The organism is Vibrio sp. 2-2(8) (genome assembly GCF_963888495.1).
Classification (GTDB): domain Bacteria; phylum Pseudomonadota; class Gammaproteobacteria; order Enterobacterales; family Vibrionaceae; genus Vibrio; species Vibrio anguillarum.
Genome location: NZ_CAWPJM010000044.1, coordinates 328,783 through 352,757 on the forward strand (window position 1 = coordinate 328,783; position 23,975 = coordinate 352,757).

The window sequence follows — 23,975 nt, forward strand, 5'->3', positions numbered from 1 at the left end:
GTAGACACTGTTTATAACGTCACTTTTGAAGAAAAAAACATCAGAATCCTGAACAAATCTCACATTTAAGATCGAATTCAGACGGATAGGATTGAGTTGGGGAAAAGCTCTAGGCAAAAAAAATCGGCTATTAAGCCGATGGGAAATGAAACAAAGGAACGAAACGTTGTGCTATTAGGGAAAAGTTAACTCACAAGAGCAACGTGCTCTTCGAGCAAAATATGATTAGCGCAAGCCATACGGTCATGCATAACCTTAATGACCTGTCCGAATTCTAGCTGTTTGGAACCATTCAGTATGAACGCATCCAAATCGACTAAGGCGCAAAGACTAGCGCAGTCCCCTACCTCAAGTACGATGAAATAACCTTGGCTGTAGCCGTTGACCAGCCGAACAATGTCACCTTCACTCGGTTCAAAACCGTAGCCTTGATGATCAAAAAACCAACTTTTAGGCTGGACAGGTTTATGAAAACGCTTAGCGGCAACACAATAGAGTGCTAATTCGGCTTGTCTTGGCTCACTTAAACCTAAATAGGCAATTTGCTCTTTGTAGGTTTGGAAAGCACTCGCATCATCGACTGAAAAATGATTCTCAGCAAAAGCACAATCGACGAGCAGATTACGGTAAAGATTGGTCTTAAAAACCATCTCATCACCAAGGTACAACATCAGGCAGCTTTCGCTATCTGAATAATACCAACTCCATTTGTCACTTGGTTTAAGCATCGTTCCACTCTCTAATTTTAATGAATTATCAAACTATTAGGTAAAACGCTTAATTACCTTTGCCAGCTAGTGAATGTAATTTTAAGAACAGAAATATAAAAAAAAAGAGGAAATGAATAACTCATTCCCTCTTACTTTGACCCAGTCACTTTTTATTTTTCTGAGTAAATACCTTTAAATCGCACTTATTTACAGGTTCTTGACAATATCTCTCACTAAACCTGGGCCGTGGTAAATGAATCCTGAATAGACTTGTACTAGTTTCGCGCCCGCCAACATTTTTTCTTTTGCAGCGATACAAGAATCAATACCACCCACTCCAATAATGGGCAGCTTATCACCCAACTCTTGGTACAAGCACTTAATCACTTCAGTACTTCTTGATTGAACAGGACGGCCACTTAACCCACCCGCTTCATTCGCGAATTTCATACCTTCCACCAGCGACCGATCCAATGTGGTATTAGTCGCGATAACGCCATCAATATTATGCTTGAGTAACGATTGGCAAATTTGTTTAAGTTCGTCATCAGAAAGATCGGGAGCGATCTTTAATGTTAGCGGAACGTATTTATTATGCAGCTTAGCCAATTCAGATTGCTTCGCTTTCAGTACGGCAAGCAAATCATCCAATGCCTCACCATATTGTAACGTTCGTAACCCAGGAGTGTTGGGGGATGAAATGTTCACCGCTATGTAACCAGCATATGGGTAAACTTTCTCCATACAAATAAGATAGTCATCTGCCCCATTTTCAATCGGTGTATCTTTATTCTTTCCAATGTTGATACCGATAATGCCGTCATATTTAGCTTTCTTAACGTTCTCAACCAGGTTGTCGACACCTAAGTTGTTAAAGCCCATTCGATTGATAATACCTTCCGCTTGGATCAAACGGAATAAACGCGGTTTATCGTTACCAGATTGAGGACGTGGAGTCACGGTACCAACTTCGACAAAACCAAACCCCATTGCACCAAAAGCTTCTATGCATTCCCCATTTTTATCTAGGCCAGCGGCCAAACCTACAGGGTTTTTAAAAGTTAAACCCATGCATTCGACTGGGCGATTGGGTAAGTGTTGACGATAGAAGAGATCAAGAGGAGTGCCTGTGAAACGTTTAAAGTTTTCAATGGCGAGATCATGTGCCTTTTCGGCATCAAGTTGAAAAAAGCCAGTCCTGGCTAAGCGGTAGAGCATTGTGCCTCCGAAATAAAAAGCCCCGTATAAACGGGGCGTTATTATTTACTCATTTGCCGCACAATTCAAATTTAAAAGTACTAATTCTCTTAATGCTACTGAGAATTTTGCAAATTCATGTACTGCACCAACTTTAAATTCGTTGAGGATACTCTCCCAGCGCATTAAGGATACTTCATTACTAGCAATCCATTCATCCAGTGCTTTCATTACATCGAGTTCTTCTGGCGCACAAGTACAATTCAATACTTGCGCAGTGAGTTGACGCTGCTGCCAGTCTAAATCTTCACGGAATGCAGCGCGAGCTAGTGCTTGCCAGTTGTTATCCACCGCTTGACCGTTAATCTGTTTTAAGAACCAGTGCAGTGATAAACGATCACCCAAGTTAAAGTAAAGCTTAGCTGTCTGAGCAACGGTCTTACCTTTATCACGAGCCACTGTGGATATATCCAGTGCTGAGTACAGGCTTGATAAACGAGCAACGTAATTCGCCAGTTCGGAGTTAATGCCTTTATCAATCCAGACTTGAGCCATGGCATTATGCTCTGCAACCTCTTCAGCAACGAGCATATTGTCTAGTTCAGCGGAAACGGCATTGACGTCAGTTTGATAAAGCGCAATCAAATCTTTGACCGATTGTTTGCCTGAACGATTACGCAGCAACCAACGAGATAAGCGGCGTAAGGTTCGGCGTACTAAGAAAATCACATCGTACTGTGCATCGGCTTCTGCTTTATTGTCGAGTAAACGAACCTGCTCAAGAACACGGCCTAAACCATAGATTTCTCTTGCCGCAGTGTAAGCATTGGCAATATCGACAACATTCGCACCAGTCTCTTCTTGCAGACGGGTCACGAAATTACATCCCATTTCGTTCACCATCTGGTTGGCCAGAGCCGTAGCAATGATCTCTGCACGAAGTGGATGCTGTTGCATGTGCTGAGAATAGTTACGACGTAACTCAGTAGGGAAATAGTTGATCAACTGCTGTGAATGGAATTCATCGTGAGAAATCTCTTCACAAGCCAATTCCTCTTTCAACACCATTTTGCCGTATGCCACTAATACCGATAGCTCCGGACGGGTTAATGCAAATCCCTGCTTCTCACGCTCAAGCAAAGTTTCATCATCTGGAATGTATTCCAATGCTCGGTCAAGGTGCCCTGCTTTTTCCATAGCATGGATGAAACGAATTTGCTCTTTAACTAACGATACACCCTGTTGCTCAGTGACAGAAATAGCTTCAGATTGAGCGTAAGCATCTTCAATAACGATGCCTCCTACTTCGTCTTCCATCGACTCTAAGATCTGATTACGTTGTTTGACGGTAAGATCACCATTCGCCACCAAGCCATTCAAGAAGATCTTAATATTAACTTCATTATCCGAGCAATCGACGCCGCCAACGTTATCAACAAAGTCGGTATTAACACGACCACTAGTTAATGCATACTCAACACGTCCAAGTTGAGTCATACCTAAGTTACCACCTTCACCGATCACTTTTGTACGAAGATCGCGTCCATCAATTCTTAGAGCATCGTTAGCACGGTCACCTACATCAGAATGGCTCTCTTTCGATGATTTAACATAGGTGCCGATGCCGCCGTTCCACAGAAGATCCACTTCCATTTTCAAAATCATTTTAATCAGCTCATTAGGCGCAACAGAAGCCTTCTTAGTGCCGATCATTTTTTGAATTTCAGGCGTTAAGGTGATCGATTTCGCTTTGCGAGAGAAGATGCCACCACCTTTTGAGATCAACTTTGCGTTGTAATCTTCCCAGCTAGATCGTGGCGTGTTGAATAAGCGATTGCGCTCTTCCCAACTTTTTGCTGAATTTGGTGTTGGATCGATGAAAATATGCAAATGGTTAAACGCTGCTTGCAAACAGATGTGTTTAGACAGCAGCATACCATTACCGAACACATCTCCAGCCATATCGCCGATGCCAATCGCTGTGAAATCTGTGGTTTGGCAGTTAATGCCCATCTCACGGAAGTGGCGCTTGACTGACTCCCATCCCCCTTTTGCTGTAATCCCCATGGCTTTATGGTCGTAACCATTTGAACCACCAGAAGCAAAAGCGTCACCTAGCCAGAAATTGTATTCTGCTGACACTGAGTTAGCCAAATCGGAAAATGTTGCTGTCCCTTTATCCGCGGCTACAACTAAGTAAGGGTCATCTTCATCATGACGAACGACATTCTTAGGTGGAACGACTTCACCTTCAATAATATTGTCGGAAACATCGAGTAATGCACGAATAAAACGTTTATAGCAGCGTTGTCCCTCGGCAAAGATCTCATCACGCGTGGTAAACATGTGCTGTTTCTTACACACAAAACCACCTTTTGCTCCCACAGGAACAATAACAGTATTTTTTACCTGTTGCGCTTTCACTAACCCTAGAATCTCGGTACGGAAATCTTCTTGGCGATCAGACCAACGTAATCCGCCACGTGCTACTTTACCACCACGTAAATGAACACCTTCAATATCAGGCGCATAAACGAAGATTTCGAAAGCCGGCACAGGAGCTGGAATTTCAGAAATCTCTTTCGGTTTCATTTTTAAAGAAAGCCAGGGTTTGATCTGATTGTTTTCATCCAGCTGGAAGTAGTTAGTACGGATCGTCGCACTAATCATCTCCATATAACGACGAATAATACGATCATCATCCAAGCTATCAACACGATCTAACTCTTCAGTAATAGCATTAATAAGATCCGTTTGCCCTTTTTGAGCCCCTTTGTGTTTAGGATCAAACCGCTTTAAGAATAGTTCCACCAGCCCTTTTGCTACATCTGGATAATGGCTGAGTGTATCTTCAATATATTGTTGACTGAATGGGAAACCCACTTGGCGCATGTAACGCGCATAAGCACGAAGAATCGAGACTTCGCGCCCAGTTAATGAAGCACCGAGTACTAGTCGGTTGAAGCCATCACTCTCTAATTCACCAGCCCAAATAGCCGCAAATGCTTGTTGAAAACGATCTCTCGCTTCTCGAAGATCGACACTCTTATCGCTCTTATGCAGCATTGAGAAATCTAAGATCCAATACGTTTGACCATTTAATTTTCGTACTTCATAAGGTGACTCTCCGATCACCCTCAGCCCTAAGTTTTCCAACATCGGCATCACATCAGAAAGATGGATTGGCTCGTCACGGTGATAGAGTTTTAACCGCACCGCTTTTGAATCGGCCGCTTCTTCTTGTGGGCGATAGAACAACATGCCGAGTTTGTGCTCTTCATCTAAGGCTTCCAATCGCTGGATATCATCCACCGCTGAACCCGGCATCATGTCTTCTTTGTAAGAGCGAGGGAATGCACGCATGTATTCTTTCGATAATGGCAGCCCTTTACTCTCTCCAAAGTTTGCTACGATCGCATCTGATAAACGATCATCCCAAGTTGATGATGCTTCCATTAAATTCTGCTCTACCGTTTTTACATCGACATCCATATTGTTATTATCAACACGTACGATGTAGTGTGTTCTTGCCAATGGGCTTTCTGAAAAATAAGTGGTGAACTCAACATCTTGCTCACAACCAAAGTACTGTTTGAAAATTCGTTGCGTTTGGCGGCGAAGCTCGGTGTTATAGCGCTCTTTGGTCACATAGACCATACAGCTGAAGAAACGACCAAACGGGTCTTTACGAACAAACAGACGCAGCAAATCCCTATCTTGCATTTGCACTACGCCCATCCCAACTTCTAACATCTCTTCTTCACGTGCTTGCAGTAACTCATCACGAGGATAGTTTTCTAGAATATTGTGCAGCGCTTTATAGGAATACGAGCCTGCACGATAACCGCTGGCTTTTAGGATACGTTCTACTTTTTCGCGGATCAGCGGAATAGTTTCGACACTTTGGTTGTACACCGCCGAGGTATATAGGCCAGTGAAACGATGTTCACCGATCACTTTACCTGCTTTGTCGAACTTTTTAACGCCGATATAATCGGTATAAGCTGGGCGGTGGATACGTGATTGGGTATTGCCTTTAGTGACAATCAATAAAAAAGGCTTTTTGGCTTCAAGGCGCGCGGAATCAGGAAAGTCAGATAATTTTACGCTGCGTACACGTTTTGAATCAGAAAATAAACCCAACCCTTTTTCTGCTGTTGGTCTCAGTTCAGTATCGCCTTCGACCGTCACGAGGTCGTATTCTTTGTACCCCATGAAAGTGAAATTATGATTTCCCATCCACTTTAAGAATTTGATGGTTTCTTCGTAACGATCACTTTCTACAGGAATGAACTCTTTTTGTGTCTCCAATTGCGCAATCACTTGCACCAGTTTTTCTGACATTGGTTGCCAGTCTTGCACCACTAAAGCTGTATCGCTCAGAATACTAAGCAACTCATTTTTCAACTGTGTCATCGCTTCTTTGCTACTAAGGCGGTCGACTTCAATATGAAAAAGAGATTGCAGAACACCCTCACCTTGGTTTACCGAAGTAATAACACCGTTATCGGTGCGCGAGATTTGCGTTGGACCATTGAGCATGAGGTGTGACGATAAATCCAAACGGCTGAGCGCCATTTTAATGGAGTCCACAAGAAACGGACTATCAGGGATTACTATTTCAACAATCGTGTGCGTTGACTGCCAACCTTGGCGGCTTACTGTCGGGTTAAATACCCGCACTGAACGCTCCTCCGGGTTTTTCTCGTTAATATGGTGCCATAGGCTAACTATCGCACCATATAAGTCAGATTCATTACGTTCAGTCAGATCATCTTTCGAAATGTTACTAAATAGATGTTGAGCAAGTTGGGTCACGAGCGGTTGATGAGCAAGATCGAGTTTGTCTTGAATCAGTTTGTACACTTTTTCAAGCAGAACTGGCACTAAAGTTTCACGCGCAGTCATAGTAGACTCCAAGATTATTATTTTTGTAGGGTATGCGGTAAGCATAGCGCTTACCATTGGTAATGCTTGCTTTATTGTAAAAGCTTTATTGACAAATAGTTAACAGTTTTAGGGCAGGTCTGAGGTGAAATGTTTGAGAATGTGATTAAGATTCCTATTTAAATATCTAGAAAATCAGCGGCTCACAGAGTTTCTAACTTTACAAACTTGTTATTTTGGTCAGTTGTCAGCCGAAATCGACCTTTTACTCCAATTTGGCTAAGAAATGGACGAAATCGAGACGCGGGTAGCTGAAGGCGTAAACCTTGATCTGTGTAGACTTGTACAGAGCTTGCTACACCAGAATAGTGCGCTAAGTAAGTTTGATAGGAAATGTTGAGAGTAAAATAGTATTGCTTCATAGCCGTTAACCAAAATAGAGCGAGGAGACGTATCTATCACCTCGCTCTTAGTAGAGTTAAGATCCTTAAGATTCGAGCGCTTTTGTTACTTTTTCAAAGAGATCCCGAGCTAAATTATCCATTGACTTCAAAGTCTCCAACTCCGATTTCATCATTGCTTGACGAGTTTCATCGTAGAGCCTGAATTTAAGTAAAGGATCAATTAAACGCGACGCAACTTGGGGGTTACTATCATTGAGTTCACGCAGTATCTGCCCTGCAAAACGGTATCCCTCACCCGATTTTGCATGGAAATTAACTGGGTTTGCGCTGAGGAATGAACCAATTAAACTACGAGTACGATTTGGATTTTTTAAGCTAAATGCTTCATGTTTCATGGTTTGTTGAATGGTATCCAAAACACTTGGCGCGGGGTTAGTCCCTTGCAGTGCAAACCATTTATCCATCACCAATCCATCGTGTTTCCATTTATTACTGTAATCATCCATCAGTGCTTGACGGCACATAAGCTGTGCACTATTCGCAGCGCTCATAGCGGCTATGGTGTCAGTCATGTTGTTGGCGCTGTGATACTGAGCCAGCACCAAATCATTGCCTTGGTCGGTATAAGCTAAATAAGCAAGGCAAGTATTGCGCAATGCTCGTTCACCAATTGCACTGTGTTCAATGCTGTATGCTGTCTGTTTTAAACTGTGGTAAACCGCATTGAGCTCATCTTGCAATGCGTTAGCAAGCTGTACTTTCATCGCTTTAAGTACGGTCGCTATAGCATCAACATCCACACGTTTATACCAACCTGAAACCTCATTATGGCTAGGCAATGAGAGCATTTCCGCAATAAAAGCAGGCTCTAGAGCCTCACTCAGTAACACACCACGGAATGCATCAACTACCGATTCAGGCAAATCCGCCGCCTTACCCGACTGCACTCCAAACACATTGCTACGGATATATTTGGCTAACAACATTTGGCCTGCATCCCAGCGAGCAAATTCGTTACGAGCATTGACCATCAAGAAGATAAGCTCATCATCACTGTAGTCATACTCCAGTTTCACTGGTGCTGAAAATTCGCGCAACAAGGAAGGGATCGGTTTCTCTGGCACATTTTCAAACACGAAGGTCTGCTTAGCCTGTGTTACGTTCAGTACATTAGAGATTCGCTTTCCGTTACATTGTAACTCAATTACATCACCATGAGCGGTGTATAACTCAACATCAAAAGGAATATGCAGCGCTGCTTTCTCTTTTTGCTCGTGCGTTGGTTCGGTTGTTTGCTCTACGGTTAAGGCATAGGTTTTCTGTTGTGCGTCATATTCAGTGCTCACTGAAACAATCGGTGTACCAGATTGGCTATACCATAAACGGAATTGGGTAAGATCGACGCCAGAAGCATCTTCCATCGCTGCTACGAAATCTTCGCAGGTAGCGGCAGTGCCGTCATGACGCTCAAAATAGAGCTTCATCCCTTTTTGGAAATTCGTTTCACCCAATAACGTATGCATCATACGAATCACCTCACTGCCTTTTTCATAGACAGTTAATGTATAGAAGTTATTCATTTCTATCACTTTATCGGGACGGATTGGGTGTGACATTGGGCTGGCATCTTCAGCAAATTGTGGCCCGCGAATAATGCGCACATTATTAATGCGATTCACGGCTCTCGACCCTAAATCAGACGAAAATTCTTGGTCACGGAATACCGTTAGGCCTTCTTTTAAGCTTAATTGGAACCAATCACGACAAGTGACGCGGTTACCAGTCCAGTTATGGAAATATTCGTGGCCAATCACCGCTTCAATACCTAAATAATCAGTATCGGTAGCGGTTTTTTCATTGGCTAGCACAAACTTAGAGTTAAAAATGTTGAGCCCTTTATTCTCCATCGCACCCATGTTGAAAAAGTCAACGGCAACGATCATGTAGATGTCGAGATCATACTCTAAGCCGAAGCGTTCTTCGTCCCACTTCATTGCGTTGATAAGTGATGTCATCGCATGAGAAGCTCGGTCGAGGTTACCTTTATCAACAAAAATCTCGAGGGCAACATCACGGCCGGACTTGGTTTTATATTGATCACGTAATACGTCAAAATCACCCGCAACGAGAGCAAATAAGTAAGCAGGTTTCGGATGTGGATCTTGCCACTTCACCCAATGACGCCCTTCTGTAAGATCGCCATGTTCGATACGGTTACCGTTACTTAATAAAAATGGGTAATCTTTTTTGTCAGCAATCACGGTCGTTGTGTATTTTGCAAGAACGTCTGGACGATCGAGGAAGTAAGTAATGCGACGGAAACCTTCTGCTTCACACTGAGTACAGAACGCACCACCCGATTTGTATAACCCTTCTAGTGCGGTATTCGCTTCAGGGTTAATCAGTGTCACGATCTCCAATTCAAACTCTTGAGGTAATGATGAGATCGAGAGCCCGGTTTCAAGCAGCTGAAAATCTTGCCATTCAGTGCCATTCACTTTGAGCGATTTCAGCTCAAGGTTTTCACCATCCAGCACCAATTGGTTACTCTCTTTTTGCTGCTTAACGTGAGAAACAGCAGTCACTGTGGTGTTGGTATCAAAGAGATCGAATATTAATTCGAGATCCGTAATGGTATGTGATGGAGATTGATAATCTTTGCGATACTTGGCTTGGGGTGTATGAGCCATGTCGGAATCCTTGTTGACGGAGTGAAATGTGACGTTTTTGATAAACATTCAGTAAGATGGCTATAGATCTAAGGCTTGTTATCATTAATAACAACCCCTCAAACCGAAAAACGAGGCATTTTAGACAAATACCCCGTTATTTCGCTGACAATTTACCCATATATCAACAGATTTCACTCATTGCCTTTCTTATGATAGAAGATTGCAAGACTACGGATTTACTCGCGCTAAAACAGCCGACATGGAACCATTTTCCACCTCTAACGTTAACATATCGCTAACAAGCGTATAGCGGGTATCATGTTCTCCGTCTTCATAAAGGAGCACCAAATGATCACCTTCTGTGTAGTACACCCCTTTATGGATCGATTCGTTACCATTAGCACCACTTACTCTGAACATAAATACAAAATCCGGCTGTAAAACGAGATCAAGTTGGTTAATGTCGGTTGCTATCGCATCTTCACCAAATATCCGTTTGCTAGACCACACCCCTGCCAACGCATTTGGTAAAGCTTTAGTGAACATAATGCCGTTTAAGTTGAGCATGTTGTGGTTCACTTGGTATTGATAAACTTGAGGTTGCGATGAATTAAGCCCCAAAATCAAGCTGTTATCGCTGGCGTCAAATTCACCTTCCCAGTGCTCCACATTATAATTTTTCTTTTGAATATCGATCTTGAAACGATAATTCGATTCCAAGGTCAGTTTAATAGAACGAAAATCATCGGAAGAAGTGTCAGGATTGGGGTTAAGTAGGTACCAATCACCAAGTAAAAAAGGGAGATCAAACTGAGTTAAGTCTTGATGAGTCTGCGTACTACTACTTTGACTTTGTGCCGCACTGGTGCTGATAAGAACAATGCAGGTAAAAATGATGCTTATCCATTTCATAACACGCTCCTCACTTTTTTCTTAAGCTTAGAACCGGTTGTACGATAAAGCGAAATGTTTGATCTATATCACGTTATTTATTTGGTTTAAATAAGATCAAAAAAGCGAGCACTAAGGCTCGCTTTTCATTGCTACTGGTTGCTAATTTAGCATATCAACAGTGATCGCCACTGCTTCTTCTAAATAAACATCTGGAGTTTCATAATCTTTAGGCACATCTTGCAAGGTTTTATAGGGCTTCAAACCATTGGCGACTTGTCGCATGTTAATCCGCGCCAAACGCAATTCATCTGCCTTGTCACTTTCTTGCTTACGCACAGATTCATTGAGAGAAATTGTGTTGTCATCTTTCTCCGCTTTATACTTTGCAATATCCTCGTTAATGAAGCCGAACTCCATATCGTTGGCAATACGAGCTTGATGCTGCGCAGATAACTTAGCAATCAGTTTTTCATTAGCTTGTAACTTGTCGTATTTAGCTCGCTCAATTTGATCCCAAGGAAGTGCATTAGGTTCAACGCTCTCACCGGTATCTTTTGCTTCAATCGCAGTGGGTAACGCAATATCAGGCACAACACCTTTATTCTGCGTACTACCACCATCAATACGATAAAATTTCTGAATCGTATATTGAACGTAGCCTAATTCTTTATCAAACAAGTCGTAGATATGATTCAACGAGCGATGCTGTTGAACCGTTCCCTTACCGAATGAGTTTTCGCCAACAATGATCGCTCGTCCATAATCTTGCATTGCCGCTGCAAAAATTTCTGAGGCTGATGCGCTGTAGCGATTCACCAATACCGTCATAGGACCCTGATAACTGATTTTTCCATCCGTGTCACTATTAACGTTTACTCGTCCATAGCTATCGCGAACTTGCACAACCGGGCCGCTTTCAATAAATAAGCCGGATAATGCCGTCGCTTCCGTTAATGCACCCCCACCGTTATTACGTAAATCGACGATCACGCCATCCACTTTTTTCTGCTTCAGTTCAGTCAGCAATTTGTCCGTGTCTTGCGCTAAACCGACATAGAAGCTAGGGACTTCAAGCACGCCGATTTTCTTGCCATTTTTCTCGATGATTTTTGATTTAACCGCTCGATCTTCTAAACGAATTTTGTCTCGAACAATAGTGACAACGTGACTTTTAGCGTCTTTACCTTCCGGCAAAACTTGCAACTTCACCTTAGTGCCTTTCGGGCCTTTGATCAGTTGTACGACATCATCTAGACGCCAGCCGATAACATCAACCATCTCTTTGCCATCTTGGCCCACACCAATGATACGATCGCCTTCACCCAACTGCTTGCTATTTGAGGCAGGACCACCCGCAACTAACGAACGAATGATGGTGTAGTCGTCGGTCATTTGCAGTACAGCACCAATCCCTTCCAATGAAAGATTCATTTCTGATTGGAACTGCTCGGCATTACGTGGAGAGAGATAACTAGTATGCGGATCAACTTCACGCGCAAAAGCATTCATATAAAGCTGAAATACATCTTCGCTGTGGGTCTGAGACAGACGTTTGATCGCGTTATTATAACGCTTGCCTAGCGTTTCTTTAATTTCCGGCCACTCTTTACCCGTAAGCTTTAAGTTCAGTGCATCATATTTGACACGTTGCTGCCATAACTTATCGAGCTCGGTTTTATCTTTCGGCCAAGCTGCTTTTGAGCGATCAAGTTCCATCGATTCATCGGCTTCAAATGTAATTTCTTTGTCGAGCAGAGAAAGCGCATATTGAAAACGCTCAAAGCGCTTTTGCATTGATAAGTTATAAACATCAAATGCAATTTGGTTATTGCCAGCCTTGAGTTGATCATCAAGTTGTGTCGACCACGTATGAAAGGAATCAATATCGCTCTGAGTAAAGATATTGCGGTTGTAGTCGAGCAGTTCGAGATAACGATTGAAGATAGCTTGCGAGAAATCGTCATTCAAGTTGAAGTGTTTGTAATGAGAACGAGTAAAACGGGAAGTCACACGCTTACTCGCCGTTTCATGCTGCATTTCTGGGGCAAGAAGAGGTAAATCTTCTTTGCTAAGAGTGGCTTCTAAGGCCTGAACGGATGACGCTGCTAGCCATAGGCCAGCAGCGATCAACGTTAATTTTGAACGGCATTTCATGCGTAGGAATTTCTCCTTTATGCGCGCAAGTGCTCCGCTTTCACAACCATTTGTAGGCCGTTGACAAGTTGAACGCGCACATCTTCCTTATTAACTTCAACAATGGTCGCAGCCATGTTTCCTTTACCCATGTTTACGTTCACTTGTTTGCCAGTGATCATTTCATCAGCATTTAAAGCGCGCGTCTCGACAGGTTTTTCAGCTTTTGGCGCTTTCGCTTGAGGACGACGAGCTTGTGCTTGAGGCTTTTTCGCTTTTGGCTGCTTCGCTTTTGCCTCTTCGCGTGCTTTTTGTCCTTGCTCTTTACGACGAGCCTGTACTCGAGCTTTACTTTCTGCCAATGCGGCTTGTGCGTGCTCTACATGTTCTTCTTCTAACTCTCCACATGGGTTGCCATCAAGGTCAACACGAGTTGCACCTAGTTTAACACCATGTAGATAACGCCATGACGACGTGTATTGTCTTAACGCAGCACGCAGCTGTGTTTTACTTACTTTTGAGTCTTCGTTTAGGCGTTCAGCAAGATCTTGAAAAATACCAATTTTCAAAGGCTTTGCTTCACCTTCTAAAGTAAAGCACTTAGGGAAACATTCAGCAATGTACGCAATAACTTCTTTGCTGTTTTTTAACTTTTCAGTGTTTTCCATGAGGATTCCTGGTTTATGCGGTCTTTCCGCGAGGCATTAAGATAAATATGTTCGGTATTATAGTGACCTAAATGCGAAAAACCACAGGCAATGACCAATTTATGCCTTGTTAGCGTGTGAATTGAGCAGCTTTTCTATCTCAATCATTAATTCTGCCATCCCTTTCTCATCAATTTCAGAAAAACGGCCAATTGTTGGGCTATCAATATCCAATACTCCCACCACTTGACCATTGATAGAAAATGGCACCACCAACTCAGAATTGCTCGCAGCATCGCAAGCAATGTGACCAGCAAACTCATGTACATCATAAACACGTTGTATACGGTTAGTCGCCGCCGCAGTACCACACACACCTTTTCCTAAGGGGATGCGTACACAAGCTGGTTTTCCTTGAAAGGGACCGAGAACCAGTTGCTCTTCTTTTATTAGGTAAAAACCCACCCAGTTAAGATCTTCAAGCTCCATGTTAAATAAGGCGCTCAAATTGGCAAGATTAGCGATTAAATCCGTTTCAGATTCAACCAGTGCCACCGCCTGCTTGGTAAGACGGCGGTATTCTTCTATGTTCATATAAACTCAACGACCTTTTGAAAACGGAAGACATCTATTTTTGAACAGCGTACAATTTCTCACACGATAAATAGGATGCATTCTCATCATAATGACTAATTCCAATGACACTATTAGCCGCTCTTGGGTAATAAAACAAGTAAAAAAACATCGACCTACACTTCTATTTGCCAATGCGATCGCGGTTATTGCAACGCTGGTTAGTGTCCCTATTCCACTATTAATGCCATTAATGGTCGACGAAGTTCTGCTGAATAAACCCGCTTCTGGTTTGGCGATGATGAATACTATTCTACCGACATCGATGCAAAACCCAACAGGCTATATTGCGCTCACGTTATTACTAGTGGTCTTGATGCGTAGCGTCAGCCAAGCGCTCAACATACTTCAAAGCCGTCAATTTACTTTGGTGTCCAAAACCATTACTTACCAAATGCGCTGCAAAATGATTGATAAATTAGGACGGATCAGTATCAGGCAGTACGAAACCAAAGGCAGTGGTGGTATTAATGCTCACTTAATCACCGACATCGAAACCATTGATCAATTCATAGGCAGCACACTCAGTAAATTTATCATCAGCCTACTGACCGTGTTAGGCACAGCAGGTGTTCTACTCTGGCTTGAGTGGCGTTTAGGGCTGTTTATTTTATTGGTCAACCCGATTGTGATTTACTTTTCACGTAAACTCGGAAGCAAAGTTAAGCATCTGAAAAAGCGAGAAAACCAAGCGTATGAACGCTTTCAAAATCGGCTAGTCGAAACATTAGATGGCATTTATCAATTGCGTGCCGCTAATAAAGAGCGAGAGTTTCTCAATGAACTTAAGCAGCAAGCCAACCAAGTCCGAGAGAATGCAGACAAATATGCATGGCAATCAGAGGCTGCAGGGCGCGTCTCATTTCTCCTATTTTTACTTGGTTTTGAGCTATTTAGAGCGGTCGCGATGCTGATGGTGGTTTTTAGCGACTTGACCATAGGGCAAATTTTCGCCGTTTTCGGTTATTTGTGGTTTATGTTAGGCCCAGTGCAAGAGCTGCTGAGTATTCAATTTTCTTGGTACAGTGCAAAGGCGGCCTTTCATCGCATTAATGATCTGCTTGCACTGGAGGAAGAGCCTCGCCCTATTTGCAAAATTAACCCATTCACAGATAACCGCCAGGTCGATGTTGAGGTTTCTCACGTTAATTTTGCCTACGATAGTGAAAAGAGTGTGCTCAACGATCTCTCACTCACGATTCCGGCGGGTAAAAAAGTTGCGTTGGTTGGCGCAAGTGGTGGTGGGAAATCCACGTTGATCCAACTGTTAATTGGTGTGTATCAGCCCAATTCCGGGCAGATCCGTTTTAATGGTGCGACCACTGAAGAGATAAGTTTTGATATTATTCGCGATAACATTGCCGTGGTATTACAACAACCTATACTATTCAACGACACCTTAAGGCATAATTTGACCCTCGGCGGTCAATATGCAGAAGAGGAATTATGGCAAGCGCTGCATATTGCACAACTGGATGATGTGACTGCGAATCTCAGTGACGGTTTAGAAACGCTAGTTGGCCGAAATGGTATTCGCTTGTCGGGCGGACAACGTCAACGTTTAGCCATCGCTCGGATGGTACTGAGCAATCCTAAATTTGTTATTTTGGATGAAGCAACATCCGCGTTAGATACGGTAACTGAAGCGGCATTGCACAATGCTCTGACTGGATTTTTGAAAGGTCGAACTACTTTAATTGTTGCGCACCGCCTTTCGGCAGTGAAACAAGCCGATATAATTTACGTGCTGGAAGATGGTCAAGTTAGCCAAATGGGTACGCATCGAGAATTAGTCGAGCAAGATGGGTTATATCAGACCCTTTATGGAAATCTCCAATCGTACGTTTAGTGATTGGGTAACAATAAATTAGGATGATTGTTTGTCTCAACATTCAGCGCTTATTCAACATCCACAATCACCTAACGGCGTGAGGTTGTGTCACGGCTGTGAATTGGCCGTTGATCTCGTCGAGGTTGAGCATGGAAAAAGTGCCTATTGTCCACGCTGCGGTACCCAACTGTACCGCGGTGGATCTCCCTCTTTATCTGGGGATTTAGCCGTCGCCATCACTTGCTTGTTACTGTTTATCCCCTCTCATTTTTTTGAATTCATCAGTATTCGCTTGGTTGGGGTGATGATCCCCGCCACCTTGCCATCCGGTGTCTTTGCGCTGGCTGAAGAGGGCTTTGGAGCGCTCGCTTTATTGGTGCTATTTTGCAGCTCTATTGCGCCACTTTTAGTGTGTGGTTCCGTAGTGACCGCTCATATTGCCTTGCGTTATCGATGGTTTCATCTACTGCGTGGCTCACTGATCATTATTCAGCGATTAAAAGCATGGGTAATGCTCGATGTTTTTTTAGTCAGCGTGGCGGTATCTTGTTTTAAACTTCAAGATTATTCCGACATTTTTATCGGTGTGGGGTTGTATGGTTTAGTTTTGCTGCAACTGGCAACCGTATTGTTAGCGACTCGAGTTAGCGTAAGGCGCTATTGGCAAGCGTGGCAGCCAGAGAATCAATATGTCTTCGAGCGTAAAGAGGTGCATTGCCACCATTGCCATCTTTCACAACCCGAAAATACGCACTGCGTGCGTTGCGCGCAAAAATTATATCACCGGAAACCCAACTCGATACAACGAACTTGGGCCTATTTAATTGCAGCAAGTGTCGCTATTTTCCCCGCGAACCTGATTCCAATATCGATTTTAATTACCAACGGACAGCGATTAGAAGACACCATTTTCTCTGGTGTTGCGTCACTGATTAATAGTGGTATGGTCGGAATTGCAATCATCATTTTTGTGGCCAGTATAATCGTGCCTATTGTAAAAATATTCGGCCTGACCTATCTATTACTGGCGATTAAATTTAAGCGAACGGTTTACCACCGTCAGAGAATGAACATTTATTTCGCGATTAAATGGATCGGCAAATGGTCGGTAATGGATCTGTTTGTCATCTCAATTATGTTGACACTGGTTGATCGCGGTCAAATTCTCGACTTCACTCCCGGTTATGGAGCCGTTGCCTTTGGCTTGGTGGTTGTACTCACCATGCTCGCCACGGAAAGTATGGACCCAAGACTCATCTGGGATAATTACCCAGAAATCGCAGACCAAAACGAGCCTTCACATGAGTAAACAAATTTCAAGCCAGCCCTCATACACTCCCGATGTTAAGCGAAACAGGGGCATCTCACCTTTGTGGATACTGCCCATACTCACCATGGCGCTCGCAGGTTGGTTAGTCGTTAAAGCCATTCACGATGCTGGCGAACGAATCCAGATCTATTTTTCGGACGCACAAGGCTTAGTCGCAGGGCGAACAACAATTCGCTACCAAGGGCTCGAAGTCGGCATGGTAAGAGATATTAAACTGTCCGAAGGATTAGAAAACATCTATGTGGAAGCCGATATTTATCCAGAAGCTACTCAGTTACTCAATGACAATACCCGATTTTGGTTAGTGAAGCCAACGGCCAGTTTATCTGGCGTTTCAGGTCTAGATGCGTTGGTTTCAGGAAACTATATTGCGATTCAACCGGGTAACGAAAATAGTTCAGCTGAACACGATAAAGTGTTTAGTGCTTTAGATGGTGCACCTTCTGATCTACTGCCTAATCAAGGGCTTATCATTTCGCTAAAGGCTCGCGATCTCGGAGGTATTTCTGTTGGCTCACAAATCGTCTATAAAAAAATTCCGATTGGTGAAGTGTTTAACTACAAACTCGATGACGATGCAAAGTCGGTACTCATTCAAGCCTCGATAAAAGACGAGTATCGCCACATTATTACCAATGAAAGCCGTTTTTGGAATGTCAGCGGTGTTGGTGCAAGCATTGGCTTTGAAGGTGTTGACGTCCGCTTAGAAAGTTTAAGTGCATTAATCGGTGGTTCAATTGCCGTCGATTCACCGGACGGTGGGGAGCCTGTTGAACAAAATACCCAATTTAGTCTCTATCGCGATTTAAAAACCGCAGGGCGTGGTATCCCTGTGAAAATCACCCTACCCGATCAGCATAATATTAACCAAACCGGTGCCCCCATCATTTACCGAGGAATAGAAGTCGGTCAAATCACGGAATTGCAGCTCAGTAAAAGTCACCAACAGATCATCGCCTCTGCCGCTATCCAACCGGCTTTTAGCGATATGCTCAATTCGGGAAGCCGTTTTGTGTTGGAAGAGGCCAAAGTCTCACTCTCTGGAGTTGAGAACATCGGTAATTTGATCAAAGGGAATTACTTGACACTCATTCCTGGTAAGGGCGAAAAGGCCAGAAGTTTCACTGCAATTCGCCAATTTGAATTTAATCAGTCACAAGCAAAATCGATTGCTATCAAACTTACAGCTGAAAGCTCATATGGCTTAGATGTGGGCAGCCAGATTTTGTATCGAGGCATCTCGGTAGGTTCAGTAATTGACGTAAAGTTGCAGCAAGACAGTGTTGTGCTCAATACGCTGATTGATGAAGAGTACTCATCACTCATACGCTCACAGAATCGTTTTTACATTACAGGCTCGGCCACCGCAGAGCTCACCGAATCAGGCCTTAATGTTTCGATCCCTCCAGCCAAACAACTGCTCGCCGGCTCAATCAGTTTCATCAGCGAAGGCGCTGAAAATGCGAGCAATGAGTACCCGCTATATCAAAGTAAATCCTTAGCTGAGCTTGCAAAATATAATCAAAGCGGCTCACAGACACTGACTCTTTTTGCCGACGAGCTTCCTCCCATCAATCCGGGCAGCCCGCTCCTATACCGTAATCTTCAAGTAGGCAGTGTTTTTGGCTTTAAGCTCACGAAAGAAGGTGTGAAAATCGAGGTCAAAATAGAGAATCAATATCGCCATCTGATTACGAATCAAACTGTTTTTTGGAACCGTTCTGGCGTCGAAATTAATGCAACACTTGCAGGCGTAAAAGTCAAAGCCGCTCCTTTAAAAACATTAATTCAAGGAGGCATTGCATTTGATTCGTTGCAAGGCATTGATAACAAAGATCAGAATTTGTGGAAGCTCTATGACAGCTACGATCAAGCACGTAAGGCGGGCCAAGAAATCATCTTAACGGCCGATTCATCCTTTGGCATTACGCTAGGAACATCCATCAAATATAACAATATCACTGTGGGAGAGGTTGTTTCTGTAACACCCGATTTCAAGACAAACCAAGTTACACTCCAAGCGAGAATTGAGCCTAGCTACGCATTAGGCATTGCCAGAAATGGCTCTCACTTTTGGGTAGCGAAAACTAAGATTGGCTTCAATGGTGTTGAAAATCTGCAAAACTTACTCAGTTCCAGCATTGAGGTCCAACCTGGGTTTGGCGATGTGCAGTATCAATTTGAACTAGAAAAACAGCCACAACAAGCACTCGGTATTGAATTCACCTTACAAAGTGAAACACGAGGATCAGTGACTGAAGATAGCCCGGTTCTCTACCGTGAAATGGAAGTGGGCAAAGTAACCCATGTTGCTCTAGGAGACTTTGCAGACCGCGTCATGTTTACCATTGAAATCCAAAAAGAGTTCGCTTATCTGGTTCGCAGCAATAGCGTATTTTGGAACACTTCTGGCGTCGATGTATCCATCGGTTTATCTGGTGCAAATATAAAAGCAGGCACGTTAGACAGCATCATGAAAGGCGGAATTACATTTGCCACTCCAGAGCAAAAACAGCTACAGCCTATCGCTAAACAAGGCCAAGCATTTTACTTATATCCTGAAGCCAAACCAGAATGGCGCCAATGGCGAACAGCCATACCAAAACCTTAAAGGGTTAACCTTGATTCTTATAAAATGCAGCTGATCGGCTGCATTTTTTATTATTTTGATCTCATCACGATTCTTATATAATCCGGCCTCAACTCCCAGACGAGATACTGCTTTGCACGCCAATATAACCCTACCTGAACCTTTTCTTGCGACAATTGAAGCGATACTGCCCACACATCTAACGATGAGTGATTTTATTGCAGCTTGCCAGCGTCCTTTGCGTAAAAGTATCCGAGTCAACACGCTAAAAATCTCTGTTGATAGCTTTTGTCAACGCGCCGTAGAAAAAGGGTGGGCTTTATCACCAGTGCCTTGGTGTAATACGGGTTTTTGGATTGAAGCCGATGAGTCTGTCGTACCTTTAGGTAATACCGCCGAACATATGGCAGGTCTTTTTTACATTCAAGAAGCCAGTTCTATGATGCCAGTATCCGCTCTTTTCACTGGCGGCGAATCGTTCAATTCAGTACTCGACATGGCGGCGGCTCCGGGTTCAAAAACAACGCAAATTGCGGCGTGTATGGAAAATGAAGGCGTATTAGTCGCAAACGAATTTTCAGCCAGCCGTGTTAAAGTGCTGCATGCTAATATCGAACGCTGCGGTGTACGCAACAGTGCACTGAGCAATTTTGATGGTCGAGTCTTTGGCGGTTGGTTACCGGAACAATTTGATGCGGTGTTAATAGATGCTCCATGCTCAGGAGAAGGTACCATCCGTAAAGATCCTGATGCGATGAAAAACTGGAGCAAAGAATCTGTATTGTCGATTTCCACAACACAAAAAGATTTGATTGAAAGTGCGTTTCAAGCTTTAAAGCCCGGCGGTGTGATGGTCTACTCAACCTGTACATTGAGCACAGAAGAGAACCAACAAGTGTGCTTGCATCTAAAAGAAAAATATCCACAATCAGTTGAATTTGTTTCCCTTAGCTCATTGTTTGAAGATGCAAAAGCAGCTATTACAGACGAAGGGTTCTTGCATATATTCCCTCAAACTTATGATTGTGAAGGTTTTTTTGTTGCAAAAATCCGTAAACTTAGCTCTGTACCCCACCCTGAAGTCAACAAACGCTTAGGTCAATTTCCTTTTGCGAAAGCCAACCTTAAACTCACACAAGAGATCGCGGATCAACTCATGAAAACGTTTGAAGTTGTGATCCCCGATGATACCAGTGTCTGGCTACGTGATAATGATGTATGGTTATTTCCAAACGCACTGGAACCTATGCTCGGCAAATTCCGCTTCTCTCGCATGGGGATAAAAATCGCTGAAACACATAAAAAAGGTTATCGCTGGCAACATCAAGTCGCTACATCATTAGCGACTGGTAACGAATCAAACTGTATCACACTATCGATTGAAGAAGCGCGAGATTGGTACATGGGCAGAGATGTCAGACCAGCACTACAAACTGGCACTGGCGAAGTGCTGGTTAAACTCGGTAACGATGTGATTGGCCTAGGAAAATGGGTAGGAAACCGCATAAAAAATGGTTTACCAAGAGAACTCGTTAAAGATAAAAATTTGTTTTAACACGCCCCAAAATAGGACAAAAATCTAGAAAACACGCGCACTTCTAGCGATAACAACTATACTTACAGGGAAGCATAAGTACGACTATTTTAATGATTAGCGTAGGCTCAAATGAGCCATTCCCCTAGGCCCAAAAACGGAAAAGTTTTGGGCCTTTTTTTATCGTCAAGGAAAATAAATTGCAACAGGAGGTGGACGCCTCAGCTATACAAGATGAATTCCATCTTCCCCAATGGTAATTTTTCCCTGCTTGTACAAACCACCAATACTCTTCTTAAAGGTTCCCTTACTGGTACGGAACATCGAAAAAATAGCTTCTGGTGTCGATTTATCACTTAATGGAAGAAAACCACCCTTTTTCTCAAGTAACTCTATGATCTTAGTGCTTAGCTCATCCATTTTTGCTACGCCAATTTTTTGCAGAGCTAGGTCAATTTTTCCATCTTCACGGATATTTTTGATATAGCCTTTTAAGGTCTTACCAATAAACAACTTACCAAACACATCTGATGGGAAAATCATCCCCCAGTGCTCACCATTGACGATGGCCTTGTATCCGAGTTCTGAGTGTTCTGCAATTAATAGATCAACTTGCTGATTCTGCGTATAGTTTGCAGGGGTTTTGTCCAGCCACTTGTTGAATTTAGTTGTGCCTACGATGCGGCCGGAAGCCTTATCAGTGTAGACATACACTAAAACCATTTGTCCTTCTTTAAAACGAGCACGCTGTTCGCTGTAAGGCACCAATAAATCTTTACCCTTCAGACCCCAATCAACAAAAACACCAGTGCTATTCACACCCTGAACTTTCATCAATCCCCACTCGCCTACTTTTGCAATCGGTTTTTCAGTCGTCGCGGCAAGTTGATTGTCTGAATCGAAATACAAAAATACGTCTATTTTCTGCCCCAATTCAACCCCATCTGGGGTAAATCGTTTAGGCAGTAAAGTGGTTCCAAAATCTTCAGCATCCAAAAATACGCCGAAATCAGCAATCTTCACGACTTCTAAACTGTTTATTTGACCAACGTTAATCATTTACTATGTCTCACCTCAATTTTGCAGAGATTATACGTGATCTCTGTTATCCTTTCCTGCATTCAAGGGAAAAATAAGCATTTTTTCAGGAGCTTTCTTTGGTTAATGTCGATAAGCAAGATACCATCACGCTTAAAATTTCACATGCCATGTCTCAGAGCAAAGAACTTGATCTAGACATTTACCTATTCATTCCCGGTGATTTAGGTCTAACACCCGAAATACTTCCTGAATCTGACTTTTACTATAGCTTCATCCACCAAGAGCGTGCGTATTACAGTGATAAAACGTTACTGCCCTTAGTGCACAGCCGACTTGCACAACGAGGCCATCTCTCTTCTACTCAGTATCGAGTCAGTTTGAGTTTATTTGCTTATCAGTATGTTATCGCTCTAGATAAAGCTGTAGTACAACTCAATACGACGAGTGACACCGTCACATCAGATGAAGTTGATAGTGTCATTGAACTCTCTTTAGATATTTTGAAAAGATTGCGCCGCAGCATTCCTTATGAAGAGAGCTTAAAACGCTATTACGCCAATATTGATAACTATTTATCTTGGTATACTGAGCAAAAGTTTCTTTCCCTAGTCGCACACATGAACCGCGATGGTGAATATAAAACCATCAAAGAGCGTCTAATTACACTGGTTGAAAAAGAACAGGCACATCGTAAACTTAACAATTACAACTCGGCAAAGGCAGGGGAAGACATCACTCGGCTGAGTAACAAGATGCGCCTACTACGCCGTTTAATCGAGCATCCCATTGTGCTTAATGAACACGTCACCTCTTTAGGTAATAACATGAAGCGTGCCGTAAAAGGTATCGCGACTGGGCTTGTGATGCTGTTTGTCACCGTCATCGCCATTACAGCTCGCGACTATTGGGGGGAAATCACCGCCTCTTTTATCATCGCTATGTCGTTTGTTTATGCATTACGCGAGATCTTTAAAGATGACTTACGCGATATGCTGTGGCGCTGGATCCGTAAAGGAAAACCTAAATGGAAGCGTCGTTACATAGACCCAACGACCGGAAAATCTGTGGGTTACAAAATTGAATGGCTTGATTATACCAACCTGAGTAAATTACCAGACCGAATCAAAACAATTCGAAAGAAACGCATTGTTCAAAGGGAGGAACAGGTACTTCACTATCGCTCAGAAACGGCCATGTCAACTTCACGCTTCATGAGTGGCTATGAGGAAACACGCGAAACTTTACACATTGATCTACGCCCTATTACCCGTTTGATGGACAAAGGCTCTAATCGCATTTATCAGTTAAGTGGTGGTCAAGTGAGTCGAGAAACCGTAGAAAAACGGCACTTGCTCAACTTGATTATCAAAGAAGATAACCATAAAGAAGAGCCCCGCTACTACCGTTGGAAAATTGTTTTAAATAGAAATAAGATTGTCGACATTGAACCGATAGAATTAAGCGAGTAGTCT

General features: G+C 43.1%; 15 protein-coding genes. 5 read left to right on the plus strand and 10 right to left on the minus strand.

Going from position 1 to position 23,975, the window contains the following annotated elements; genetic code table 11:
• Window positions 1–185: 185 nt before the first annotated feature.
• From AACV12_RS12675 to AACV12_RS12715, 9 genes are all read right to left on the minus strand, one after another.
• Entirely contained in the window at window positions 186–728 is a 543-nt protein-coding gene (locus AACV12_RS12675) for a cell division protein ZapC (protein ID WP_010320557.1), read from the minus strand.
• Between the two features lie 189 nt (window positions 729–917).
• Window positions 918–1,928 (minus strand): quinone-dependent dihydroorotate dehydrogenase, encoded by a 1,011-nt coding sequence (gene pyrD / locus AACV12_RS12680; RefSeq protein ID WP_013856910.1) that lies wholly within the window; start codon window positions 1,926–1,928, stop codon window positions 918–920.
• Between the two features lie 45 nt (window positions 1,929–1,973).
• Window positions 1,974–6,815, minus strand: coding sequence for an NAD-glutamate dehydrogenase (locus tag AACV12_RS12685; RefSeq protein WP_170900419.1), 4,842 nt, complete (start codon window positions 6,813–6,815; stop codon window positions 1,974–1,976).
• Window positions 6,816–6,997: 182 nt separating this feature from the next.
• Window positions 6,998–7,216 (minus strand): DUF2835 domain-containing protein, encoded by a 219-nt coding sequence (locus tag AACV12_RS12690; protein ID WP_013856912.1) that lies wholly within the window; start codon window positions 7,214–7,216, stop codon window positions 6,998–7,000.
• A gap of 65 nt (window positions 7,217–7,281) precedes the next feature.
• A complete protein-coding gene (gene pepN, locus AACV12_RS12695; RefSeq protein ID WP_170900420.1) occupies window positions 7,282–9,888 on the minus strand; it encodes an aminopeptidase N in 2,607 nt (868 codons plus the stop codon).
• A gap of 210 nt (window positions 9,889–10,098) precedes the next feature.
• A complete protein-coding gene (locus AACV12_RS12700; protein ID WP_170900421.1) occupies window positions 10,099–10,782 on the minus strand; it encodes a hypothetical protein in 684 nt (227 codons plus the stop codon).
• Between the two features lie 141 nt (window positions 10,783–10,923).
• Entirely contained in the window at window positions 10,924–12,918 is a 1,995-nt protein-coding gene (prc, locus tag AACV12_RS12705; protein WP_170900422.1) for a carboxy terminal-processing peptidase, read from the minus strand.
• A 17-nt stretch (window positions 12,919–12,935) separates the two neighbouring features.
• The gene (gene proQ, locus AACV12_RS12710) at window positions 12,936–13,565 is read right to left on the minus strand and encodes an RNA chaperone ProQ (protein ID WP_017044692.1); all 630 of its coding nucleotides are present in this window, start codon (window positions 13,563–13,565) and stop codon (window positions 12,936–12,938) included.
• Between the two features lie 99 nt (window positions 13,566–13,664).
• A complete protein-coding gene (locus AACV12_RS12715; protein WP_017041971.1) occupies window positions 13,665–14,138 on the minus strand; it encodes a GAF domain-containing protein in 474 nt (157 codons plus the stop codon).
• Between the two features lie 91 nt (window positions 14,139–14,229).
• Here AACV12_RS12715 and AACV12_RS12720 point away from each other — a divergent pair, with 91 nt between their 5' ends.
• The 4 genes from AACV12_RS12720 to rsmF all read left to right on the plus strand — a co-directional run bounded on the left by AACV12_RS12720 (window position 14,230) and on the right by rsmF (window position 21,483).
• The gene (locus tag AACV12_RS12720; protein ID WP_013856918.1) at window positions 14,230–16,026 is read left to right on the plus strand and encodes an ABC transporter ATP-binding protein; all 1,797 of its coding nucleotides are present in this window, start codon (window positions 14,230–14,232) and stop codon (window positions 16,024–16,026) included.
• Window positions 16,027–16,057: 31 nt separating this feature from the next.
• Window positions 16,058–17,317 carry a paraquat-inducible protein A gene (locus AACV12_RS12725; RefSeq protein ID WP_017047655.1) on the plus strand — a complete coding sequence of 420 codons (1,260 nt, stop codon included), beginning with the start codon at window positions 16,058–16,060 and terminating at the stop codon, window positions 17,315–17,317.
• Window positions 17,310–19,949 (plus strand): MlaD family protein, encoded by a 2,640-nt coding sequence (locus AACV12_RS12730; protein WP_094167626.1) that lies wholly within the window; start codon window positions 17,310–17,312, stop codon window positions 19,947–19,949. The genes AACV12_RS12725 and AACV12_RS12730 overlap by 8 nt, the downstream gene beginning before the upstream one ends.
• Before the next feature lie 112 nt (window positions 19,950–20,061).
• Window positions 20,062–21,483, plus strand: coding sequence for a 16S rRNA (cytosine(1407)-C(5))-methyltransferase RsmF (gene rsmF, locus AACV12_RS12735; RefSeq protein WP_196360465.1), 1,422 nt, complete (start codon window positions 20,062–20,064; stop codon window positions 21,481–21,483).
• Window positions 21,484–21,687: 204 nt separating this feature from the next.
• Here rsmF and AACV12_RS12740 read toward each other — a convergent pair whose 3' ends face one another.
• On the minus strand, window positions 21,688–22,521 hold the full coding sequence (locus tag AACV12_RS12740; protein WP_170900423.1) for a CvfB family protein: 834 nt from the start codon (window positions 22,519–22,521) through the stop codon (window positions 21,688–21,690).
• Window positions 22,522–22,619: 98 nt separating this feature from the next.
• Here AACV12_RS12740 and AACV12_RS12745 point away from each other — a divergent pair, with 98 nt between their 5' ends.
• Window positions 22,620–23,972: a hypothetical protein gene (locus tag AACV12_RS12745; protein WP_017044687.1), complete on the plus strand. Its 1,353-nt coding sequence runs from the start codon at window positions 22,620–22,622 to the stop codon at window positions 23,970–23,972.
• Window positions 23,973–23,975: the final 3 nt, after the last annotated feature.

Bases quoted from the DNA above. Each gene is read 5' to 3' on its own strand.
- AACV12_RS12675 (WP_010320557.1), bottom strand. From the start codon at position 728: ATGCTTAAACCAAGTGACAAATGGAGTTGGTATTATTCAGATAGCGAA.
- pyrD (WP_013856910.1), bottom strand. From the start codon at position 1,928: ATGCTCTACCGCTTAGCCAGGACTGGCTTTTTTCAACTTGATGCCGAA.
- AACV12_RS12685 (WP_170900419.1), bottom strand. From the start codon at position 6,815: ATGACTGCGCGTGAAACTTTAGTGCCAGTTCTGCTTGAAAAAGTGTAC.
- AACV12_RS12690 (WP_013856912.1), bottom strand. From the start codon at position 7,216: ATGAAGCAATACTATTTTACTCTCAACATTTCCTATCAAACTTACTTA.
- pepN (WP_170900420.1), bottom strand. From the start codon at position 9,888: ATGGCTCATACACCCCAAGCCAAGTATCGCAAAGATTATCAATCTCCA.
- AACV12_RS12700 (WP_170900421.1), bottom strand. From the start codon at position 10,782: ATGAAATGGATAAGCATCATTTTTACCTGCATTGTTCTTATCAGCACC.
- prc (WP_170900422.1), bottom strand. From the start codon at position 12,918: ATGAAATGCCGTTCAAAATTAACGTTGATCGCTGCTGGCCTATGGCTA.
- proQ (WP_017044692.1), bottom strand. From the start codon at position 13,565: ATGGAAAACACTGAAAAGTTAAAAAACAGCAAAGAAGTTATTGCGTAC.
- AACV12_RS12715 (WP_017041971.1), bottom strand. From the start codon at position 14,138: ATGAACATAGAAGAATACCGCCGTCTTACCAAGCAGGCGGTGGCACTG.
- AACV12_RS12720 (WP_013856918.1), top strand. From the start codon at position 14,230: ATGACTAATTCCAATGACACTATTAGCCGCTCTTGGGTAATAAAACAA.
- AACV12_RS12730 (WP_094167626.1), top strand. From the start codon at position 17,310: ATGAGTAAACAAATTTCAAGCCAGCCCTCATACACTCCCGATGTTAAG.
- AACV12_RS12740 (WP_170900423.1), bottom strand. From the start codon at position 22,521: ATGATTAACGTTGGTCAAATAAACAGTTTAGAAGTCGTGAAGATTGCT.